The sequence below is a fragment of the Arthrobacter sp. CAL618 genome, from assembly GCF_000468215.1.
Classification (GTDB): domain Bacteria; phylum Actinomycetota; class Actinomycetes; order Actinomycetales; family Micrococcaceae; genus Arthrobacter_D.
Genome location: NZ_ASZW01000099.1, coordinates 9,495 through 17,520 on the forward strand (window position 1 = coordinate 9,495; position 8,026 = coordinate 17,520).

Sequence of the window (8,026 nt, forward strand, 5' to 3'; positions counted from 1 at the left end):
CCTGCCGCCGGTCGACACGGCACCCCCGTACGGGGCGACCAACCCGAGGGTCATCAGCGTCTCCACCCGTGAAGCGACGGTTGACCGGGCCAGCCCGGTGAGCTGAGCCAGTTCCGCCCGGGTCCGCGGCTGCCCATCGCGGAGGAGCTGGAACACCTCGCTGGCACCAGGAGCAGGTAAAGCCGAGGTTCGGGCCTGCTTTTCGGACTCAATCTTCAACACAGTTTCAGTAAACCACGCGGAACTTCGGCGTGTCTCACATTCCACTAATTCATGTACAACGGCCTACTTTTGAATGATGCTCGACAAAAGTATAAGTTCCATGTCACAGTGGGCTGGTGGATAACGATGTCTTCCCCTCAGAGTCTCGGGACAGCACCTCGACGGTGCTAAGTGTCTCCGGACTGTCCAAGAGTTTCTTTGGTATTGAGGTGCTGAAAGATGTCTCCCTCCACCTGAACATCGAGGATCGTTCGTCTGCGGCCGCCATCATCAGTGCCGGAGAACACCTGGTGCACGTCCAGGTCTGCGGCAATGACCGTGGTGCCCCCGGCGGCGACCAGACCGACTGGACCGGCATCCTCGAAGCCCTCGATACGGTGGGCTACGAGGGTCCACTGAATATTGAGAGTTTCACCTCGCACAACGCCAGCATTGCCATCGCCGCCTCCATCTGGCGGCCCCTCGCCGAGTCCCAGGACCGGCTAGCCCAAGACGGCCTCGCCTTCCTGCGCTCGATCACGCCGCCCAGGACCGCTACGCCCCTGCCTCAAGGAGACCACCGATGACCACCCCCGCCTCGGCAGCAGCTGCCGTGCCCGGCACGCTCGGGGTGGCCGTTCTCGGCTACTCCTTCATGGGGAAGGCGCACTCGAACGCCTGGCGCAATGTGAACGCTTTTTATCCGACCCCTCGCGTGACCCAGCAGCTCCTGGTTGGTCGGGACGCCGGTCACGTCGCCGACGCCGCCACCCGATTCGGCTGGGCCGAAAGCTCCACCGACTGGCGGGAAGTGCTGGAGCGCGACGATATCCACATTGTCGACATCTGCACCCCCGGCCACCTGCACGCCGAACTGGCGATCGCCGCGTTGGAGGCAGGCAAACACGTCATCGTCGAGAAGCCGCTCGCCAACTCGGTTGCCGAAGCCGAGCTGATGGTCGCAGCGGCTGTGGCAGCCCGGTCCCGCGGCGTCCAGTCGATGGTCGGCTTCAACTATCGACGACTTCCCGCGCTCGCCCTGGCGCGGACCCTGATTTCTGACGGGCGGGTGGGGGACGTCCGTCAGATTCGCGTGAGTTACCTGCAGGACTGGCTAGCCGACGAGCGGGCCGCCATGAGCTGGCGTCTGCGCAAGGCATCGGCCGGTTCCGGTGCCCTGGGCGACCTGGCATCGCATGCTGTTGATCAGGTGGCCTTCCTGCTCGATGACCCGGTGGCGAGCGTGTCCGGCACGGTCAATACGTTCGTGGCGGAGCGTCCCGGCCCGGCCGGCCCCGAACAGGTAACCGTCGACGACGCCGCCTGGGCCACCCTGCGACTCGCCTCCGGGGCGGTCGCCAGCCTTGAAGTCTCGCGGTTCGCGACGGGGCGCAAGAACTCGCTGCAGATTGAGATCTATGGTTCCCGGGGTGGGCTGCGCTTCGATTTGGAGCACCTGAACGAGTTGCAGTACTTCGACAGCGGCACACCGGCAGAGTTGCAGGGGTACAGCAAAATACTGGTCACCGAGCCATCCCACCCGTACCTTGGAGCTTGGTGGCCCGCCGGGCACACCCTCGGCTGGGACCACACCTTCACCAGCCAGGCAGCCGACTTCCTCACAGCGATCGACTCGGGCACACCGACGACGCCGTCGTTCGAGGACGGATTGGCAACCCAGCGGGTACTGGCCGCAGTGGAGGCCAGCGCCGCCCAGGCGGGCGCCGCCGTCGCACCCGCCTGAGACGATCTATTGCACGCAGGAGAAACCTATGGAACTGTCCGTCCAGCTCTACACCGTCCGCGACGCCCTCGAAGCGGACCTCGATGGCACCATTGACCGGATCGCGGCGATGGGTTTCACCAACGTCGAGCCGTACAACTTCGCCGCGGATCCGGCTCCGCTGGCTGCAGCCCTGAAACGGAACCACCTTTCGGCACCCTCCGGGCACGCACCACTGCTCTCAACCGACCAGGCAAGGATCTTCGAGGCGGCCCGCACCCTCGGGATGCGCACCGTGATCGATCCTTATGTGCACCCCGACCGTTGGACATCGGTTGCCGACATCGCCGCCACGGCCGCGCAGCTCAATGAGGCTGCGACGCTCGCCGCGGAGTATGGGTTGCGCGTGGGCTACCACAACCACTGGTTCGAAATAGAGACCGATTTTGATGGCCGCACTGGTCTTGAGGTACTGGCCGAAAACCTGCATCAGTCGGTAGTCCTGGAAGTGGACACCTATTGGGTGGCGGTCGGCGGGCAGGATCCGGCGGCCCTGCTGGGACGCCTCGGTGACCGGGTCCGGCTCATCCATATCAAGGACGGTGCAGTCGACCAGGACAACAAATCCCAGGTGGCAGTCGGCGCCGGACGGATGGACATCGAGGGGGTCCTGGCCGCGTCGTCGACAGTCGAAACGGCAGTGGTCGAACTCGACGACAGCGCCGGGGACCTTTTCACCGCCATTGAGGAGAGCCGCCGGTTCCTGCTTGCCCGGACCGGCGCATGAGGGGCCCTGTCGGCGTCGGCGTGATCGGCGCCGGGGTGATCAGCAAGGAATACCTGACCAACCTCACCGCTTTCCCCGACCTCCACGTTCACATCGTCGCCGATCTCTTTGAGGATGCCGCGCGCACCCGCGCCGCCGAGTTCGGCGTGGCAGCGGCGGGNCGGGTGGGGTTGAAGCTGCCCTGTCTCACCCGGACGTGGAAATTATCGTCAACCTGACGACCCCCGCCGCCCACGTGCCGGTGGCCCTTGCCGCCGTCGCGGCCGGAAAGCATGTCTGGTCCGAGAAGCCGTTCTCCCTCGACCGCGCCTCCGGAGCCGAGCTACTGGCCGCGGCCGAAGCAGCGGGAGTCCGGCTGGGATGCGCCCCCGACACCTTCCTCGGCGCGGGGCTCCAGACTGGGCTGCGCACCATCCGGCGCGGCGATATCGGCACGCCGTTGACCGCCCTCACCCTGATGCAGTCCCCGGGCCCGGAATCATGGCATCCCAATCCTGCCTTCCTGTTCCAGGCGGGGGCAGGGCCCCTTTTCGACATCGGCCCCTACTATCTGACCGCCCTGGTGCAGGCGTTCGGGTCCATCCGGCGGGTCGCGGCCCTCGGCTCCCGCGCGCGGGACACCCGGGTCATCGGCTCGGGGCCCAAGGCGGGTGAATCGTTTAGGGTGTCCGTGCCCACCCATGTCAGTGCCCTGGCAGAGTTCGACGGCGGCCGGTCGTCGCAGAGTATCTTCAGTTTCGACTCCCCCAGGCCCCGAACGGGTTTCGTCGAAATCACCGGGACCGATGCCACCATCGCTTTCCCCGACCCGAACGAGTTCCACGGGGAGGTCCGGTTGCACCGGCACGGTGCCGATGATTGGGAGACCATACCCGCCGTCGGGTCGGTATTCGGCCGTGGTTCCGGCGTGCTGGACATGGCACGGGCTATCCGGGCAGGCGTACCTCACCGCGCGCAGGGCTCAACCGGTTTCCACATTCTCGATGCGATGGTGGCGATTGCCGAATCAGTCGACACCGGAGCATTCGTGCCGGTGACCAGTTCCGCCGCAGCACTCGATCCCCTTCCCGAGGACTGGGACCCGTCCCAGCTCACCCTTTCCTAGGAGACACCATGGCACGCAACTACACCCTGTTCACCGGCCAGTGGGCCGATCTACCCTTCGAGGAGGTAGCCAGGCTGGCGGGCGAATGGGGCTACGACGGGTTGGAGGTCGCCGTCTCCGGGGACCATCTGGATGCGTGGCGCTGGGACGACGATGAGTACATCGCTGGCCGGCTGGACATTCTGGAACGTAACGGGCTGAAAGTGTGGGCCATCTCCAACCACCTCAAGGGTCAGGCCGTGTGCGACGACCCGATCGACTTCAGGCACCAGGCCATCGTCGGCGCCCGGGTCTGGGGCGATGGGGAGCCCGACGGCGTCAGGGCACGCGCCTCCGAGGAAATGCAGCACACCGCGCGGCTGGCCCAGAAGCTCGGGGTGAAAACGGTGGTGGGGTTCACCGGTTCCTCGATCTGGCAGTACGTGGCCATGTTCCCGCCGGTGTCCCAGGACGTGATCGACGCCGGCTTCCAGGACTTTGCGGACCGCTGGAACCCCATCCTCGACGTGTTCGACGAGTGCGGGGTCCGGTTTGCCCATGAGGTGCACCCGTCGGAGATCGCCTACGACTACTGGTCCACCCAGCGGGCGCTCGAGGCCATCGGGCACCGGCCGGCTTTCGGTTTGAACTGGGACCCCAGCCACTTCATGTGGCAGCAGATCGACCCGGTGGCGTTCATCTCCGACTTCGCGGACCGGATCTACCACGTCGACTGCAAGGACACGAAGATGCGGATGGGCGGCGGCCGCAACGGCATCCTGTCCTCGCACCTGCCGTGGGGAGATTCCCGGCGCGGCTGGGACTTCGTGTCCACGGGCCGCGGCGATGTGCCGTGGGAGGACAGTTTCAGGGCACTGACCAGCATCGGCTACGACGGGCCCATTTCAGTGGAGTGGGAGGACGCCGGGATGGACCGGCTGCAGGGTGCACCCGAAGCCCTGGCCTTCCTGAGGCAGTTTAACTTCGGGCCCTCGGGCGCCTCCTTCGATGCTGCCTTCAAGCAGTAGCGGGCTCCTGTCCCAGGGCGCGGCCCCTGTAGGGCGGGCCGGTGTAGCGGCCGTGTGATTTGCCGTAACGCACCGGAAACGCCACCGTAGTAGCCTTTCCACATGCGCGAAAACCAAGCCAGCATCATTGAGGAAATGGGCGTGCGGCCCACCATCGATCCCGCAACGGAAATCCGTGCCAGGGTCACCTTTCTGAAGGACTACCTCAAGGCCACCGGGACCAACGGTTTTGTTCTCGGGATCAGCGGCGGAGTGGACTCTTCGCTGTCCGGCAGGCTCGCCCAGCTGGCCGTGACTGAACTGGCCGAGGAAGGGACTGAGGCGGACTTCATCGCCGTCCGCCTCCCCTACCGGGAACAGCAGGATGAGGATGACGCGCAGGCGGCCCTGGAGTTTATTCAGCCGAAAAGCCAGCGCACCTTCAACGTCGCAGCAGCTGTTGACGGGTTCGAAGCGGAGTATGCCAGTGCCACGGGTGAGGACATCTCCGACTTCACCAAGGGAAACATCAAGGCCCGGGCGCGGATGATTGCCCAGTACGCGCTCGCCGGCCAGCACAACCTCCTGGTGATTGGCACCGACCACGGAGCGGAATCGGTCACCGGGTTCTTCACCAAGTACGGCGACGGCGGTGCTGACATTCTGCCGCTGTTTGGCCTCAACAAGCGCCAGAACCGGGAGCTGCTCAAGGAACTCGGCGCGCCGCCCCAGGTTTACACCAAGGTGCCGACGGCTGATCTGCTGGATCATCAGCCCGGCCGCACCGACGAACACGAACTGGGAATCACCTACGACCAGATTGACGACTATCTGGAAGGCAGGGAGGTGGAAGAGTGGGCTGCTCTCGCGATTGAGCGCCGCCACACCATGACCCGCCACAAGCGCACCGTCCCTGTCACCATTCTGGACACCTGGTGGCGGGGCTGACGCCCGGGACATTGGTAACGTGTTCCCTGTGAAGATTGCCACCTGGAACGTAAATTCCCTCCGAGCCCGCGCGGACCGCGTCGAAGCCTGGCTAGACCGCTCCGACGTCGATGTCCTCGCAATTCAAGAGACCAAATGCAAGGACGAGAACTTCCCCTGGGATCTGTTCGAAGCCAACGGCTACGAGGTGGCCCACTTTGGTCTGAGCCAGTGGAATGGCGTCGCGATCGCCTCCCGGGTGGGGCTCGACGACGTCGAACGCACCTTCGAGGATCAGCCCCTCTTCGGGAAGGACGCGGAGCCGATCCAGGAAGCCCGCGCTATCGGTGCCACCTGTGGCGGCGTGCGGGTCTGGAGCCTGTATGTCCCCAACGGACGGTCCCTCGACGACCCCCATATGCAGTACAAGATTGATTGGCTCGACACTCTGCGGGCAAAAGCCCTTGGCTGGATCGAAACCGACCCGACGGCGCAGATCGCCCTGACCGGCGACTGGAACATCGCCCCCCAGGATGAGGACGTCTGGGATATCGACCTGTTCCAGCGGGAGGGCTACACCCATGTCAGCCCGGCGGAGCGCGCCGCCTTCCACGCGTTCGAAAACTCGGGCTTCACCGACGTCGCCCGCCCCCACACCCCGGGCCCCGGCGTCTACACATACTGGGATTACAAGCAGCTGAGCTTCCCCAAGAAAATGGGCATGCGGATCGACTTCGTGCTGGCATCTCCGGCGCTTGCCGAGCGTGTGACCGGCGCCTCGATCGACCGGGAGGAACGCAAGGGCAAGGGCGCCTCGGACCATGCACCGGTCATTGTGGAGCTGGGGTAACTGATGGCGGCCATCGGTCCGGCCGCCACGGGCCACACCTTCCCCTACGTGTCGTTCCTCAGGGTCTTCGAACCGCTTGAGGCATTCAGCGACGCCCAGCAACTGGTGATTTTGGAGCAGCGGTCGCGGGAACGCAAGGACACCGAGGGGATTGAACGCAACAACTCGCTGCAGCGGATTCTTCGCCAGGTGTCGGACCCGTTCCCCCACCACGGGGCAGACCTGGTCCGGGTCCTTCATTTCCCCGGCACTAACGGCGTCACCGCTCAGTACTATTGCCCCAATCAGCTGGCGGTCCGCACCTCGCTGGCAGCCGAGTCGCTGGGACAAACGATTCGCGGTCCGCTGGTGGATGTGTTGCTGCCCGAAGCGGCAACCGACGCACACCAGGCGCGACTCGATCCCGAGACCGTCGCCGAGACGACCGCCAAGCTCCACACCCGATCAGCCACCTGGGGGATTCCATTCTCCTGGTTTGTCCTGATCCACGAAGACGATCTCACCGAGGTGATTGAGGACGGCGGCAAGGTCCGCACCGTGCGGATGGCCGCGGCGGTGCACGAATGCATCGAGCGGGCCAAGCACGCGATGGCGTCTCTGGCGATCGCTGCGCCGGAGCTGGACCTGCTCGATGACCTGACAGACATTATCGAATGGCTCCAGTTGTTCCGTCTCGACGCGGTGGTGGAACTCGACTACGGCCCGGTCGCCGACCTGGTGTTCCCCGACGAGTCACCCATGGACGTCAGGATGGGCATCGAGTGCCTGGCGGAAGGCGACATGACGGGCGCCGCAGCGTCGTATCGTCGGTTGGCCTCCCGCTGGATCCCGATCCGCCAGTTGGCCCGCGCCAACTAGCCGCCTGCTACCGGCCACATCGACACCAGCACCTCGCTGCCAGCCGCCTGCCCGGGCGCGCGCCGTCGTCGTCGGCCGCCACCTGCGCCGTTCCGGTGAGGAACCTTGACGTCGGGGGCCAACGTCCAGGTCGCTCACCAGACCGGACGACGACGGCGCTAGTTGATCCCCTCCACGGCGTAGGACACCTTGGTGACGCCCTTCTTGGACTTGATCTTGGTGATGGTCAGGGTGCCGATGTCGCTGACGTCCCGGACATGGGTGCCACCACAGGGGACTCCGAAGTCATCGCTGTACAGCACGATCCGTGCTGGTTTGTTGGTGGGGATGTTGTCCGGAACGTTGCGGCAGTAGTCGCCCATCTCCGATACCGGCATGAACCTGATTTCGTTGGTGCTTCCGGCGCCGACCACATCACGCGCTGCCTGCTGGATCCTCACGAGCGTGGCTTCGGTTTCCTCCGGAGCCAGCGCAGCGTTGTATTCGACGAAGGACATGTGGGGATAGTGTGCGCCTTTGCCTGGAACCCAGGGCAGGCCGAGCCGTTCAACCGCCAGGTCCACCACATGACCGGCCGAGTGCAGGCGGG

9 protein-coding genes and 1 pseudogene are annotated in these 8,026 nt (G+C 65.1%); 8 read left to right on the forward strand and 2 right to left on the reverse strand.

The genetic code is table 11. From position 1 onward, the window contains the following. Positions 1 to 222 (reverse strand): helix-turn-helix domain-containing protein (locus K728_RS23115; RefSeq protein WP_443110933.1); only part of this gene is annotated, 222 nt, incomplete at its 3' end. 116 nt (positions 223 to 338) lie between these two features. Here K728_RS23115 and K728_RS18630 point away from each other — a divergent pair. The 8 genes and pseudogenes from K728_RS18630 to K728_RS0106490 all read left to right on the forward strand — a co-directional run bounded on the left by K728_RS18630 (position 339) and on the right by K728_RS0106490 (position 7,437). Then, positions 339 to 788: a TIM barrel protein gene (locus K728_RS18630; RefSeq protein WP_024476243.1), complete on the forward strand. Its 450-nt coding sequence runs from the start codon at positions 339 to 341 to the stop codon at positions 786 to 788. Then, the gene (locus K728_RS0106460; RefSeq protein WP_024476244.1) at positions 785 to 1,945 is read left to right on the forward strand and encodes a Gfo/Idh/MocA family protein; all 1,161 of its coding nucleotides are present in this window, start codon (positions 785 to 787) and stop codon (positions 1,943 to 1,945) included. The genes K728_RS18630 and K728_RS0106460 overlap by 4 nt, the downstream gene beginning before the upstream one ends. A gap of 28 nt (positions 1,946 to 1,973) precedes the next feature. Continuing rightward, complete coding sequence (locus tag K728_RS0106465; protein WP_019483300.1) at positions 1,974 to 2,711, forward strand: sugar phosphate isomerase/epimerase family protein; 738 nt, start codon at positions 1,974 to 1,976, stop codon at positions 2,709 to 2,711. Continuing rightward, a pseudogene (locus tag K728_RS18635) lies at positions 2,708 to 3,816 on the forward strand (Gfo/Idh/MocA family protein). The gene K728_RS0106465 and the pseudogene K728_RS18635 overlap by 4 nt, the downstream one beginning before the upstream one ends. Before the next feature lie 8 nt (positions 3,817 to 3,824). Next, a complete protein-coding gene (locus K728_RS0106475; RefSeq protein ID WP_019483302.1) occupies positions 3,825 to 4,823 on the forward strand; it encodes a sugar phosphate isomerase/epimerase family protein in 999 nt (332 codons plus the stop codon). Positions 4,824 to 4,925: 102 nt separating this feature from the next. Beyond that, a complete protein-coding gene (gene nadE / locus K728_RS0106480; RefSeq protein WP_019483303.1) occupies positions 4,926 to 5,750 on the forward strand; it encodes an ammonia-dependent NAD(+) synthetase in 825 nt (274 codons plus the stop codon). A gap of 28 nt (positions 5,751 to 5,778) precedes the next feature. Continuing rightward, positions 5,779 to 6,579, forward strand: a complete 801-nt coding sequence (locus tag K728_RS0106485) for an exodeoxyribonuclease III (RefSeq protein WP_019483304.1) — start codon at positions 5,779 to 5,781, stop codon at positions 6,577 to 6,579. A gap of 3 nt (positions 6,580 to 6,582) precedes the next feature. Beyond that, the gene (locus K728_RS0106490) at positions 6,583 to 7,437 is read left to right on the forward strand and encodes a hypothetical protein (RefSeq protein WP_019483305.1); all 855 of its coding nucleotides are present in this window, start codon (positions 6,583 to 6,585) and stop codon (positions 7,435 to 7,437) included. Between the two features lie 158 nt (positions 7,438 to 7,595). Here the strand turns inward: K728_RS0106490 and K728_RS0106495 are convergent. Beyond that, positions 7,596 to 8,026, reverse strand: a 431-nt coding sequence (locus tag K728_RS0106495; protein WP_019483306.1) for a hypothetical protein, incomplete at its 5' end; no start/stop codon positions are given.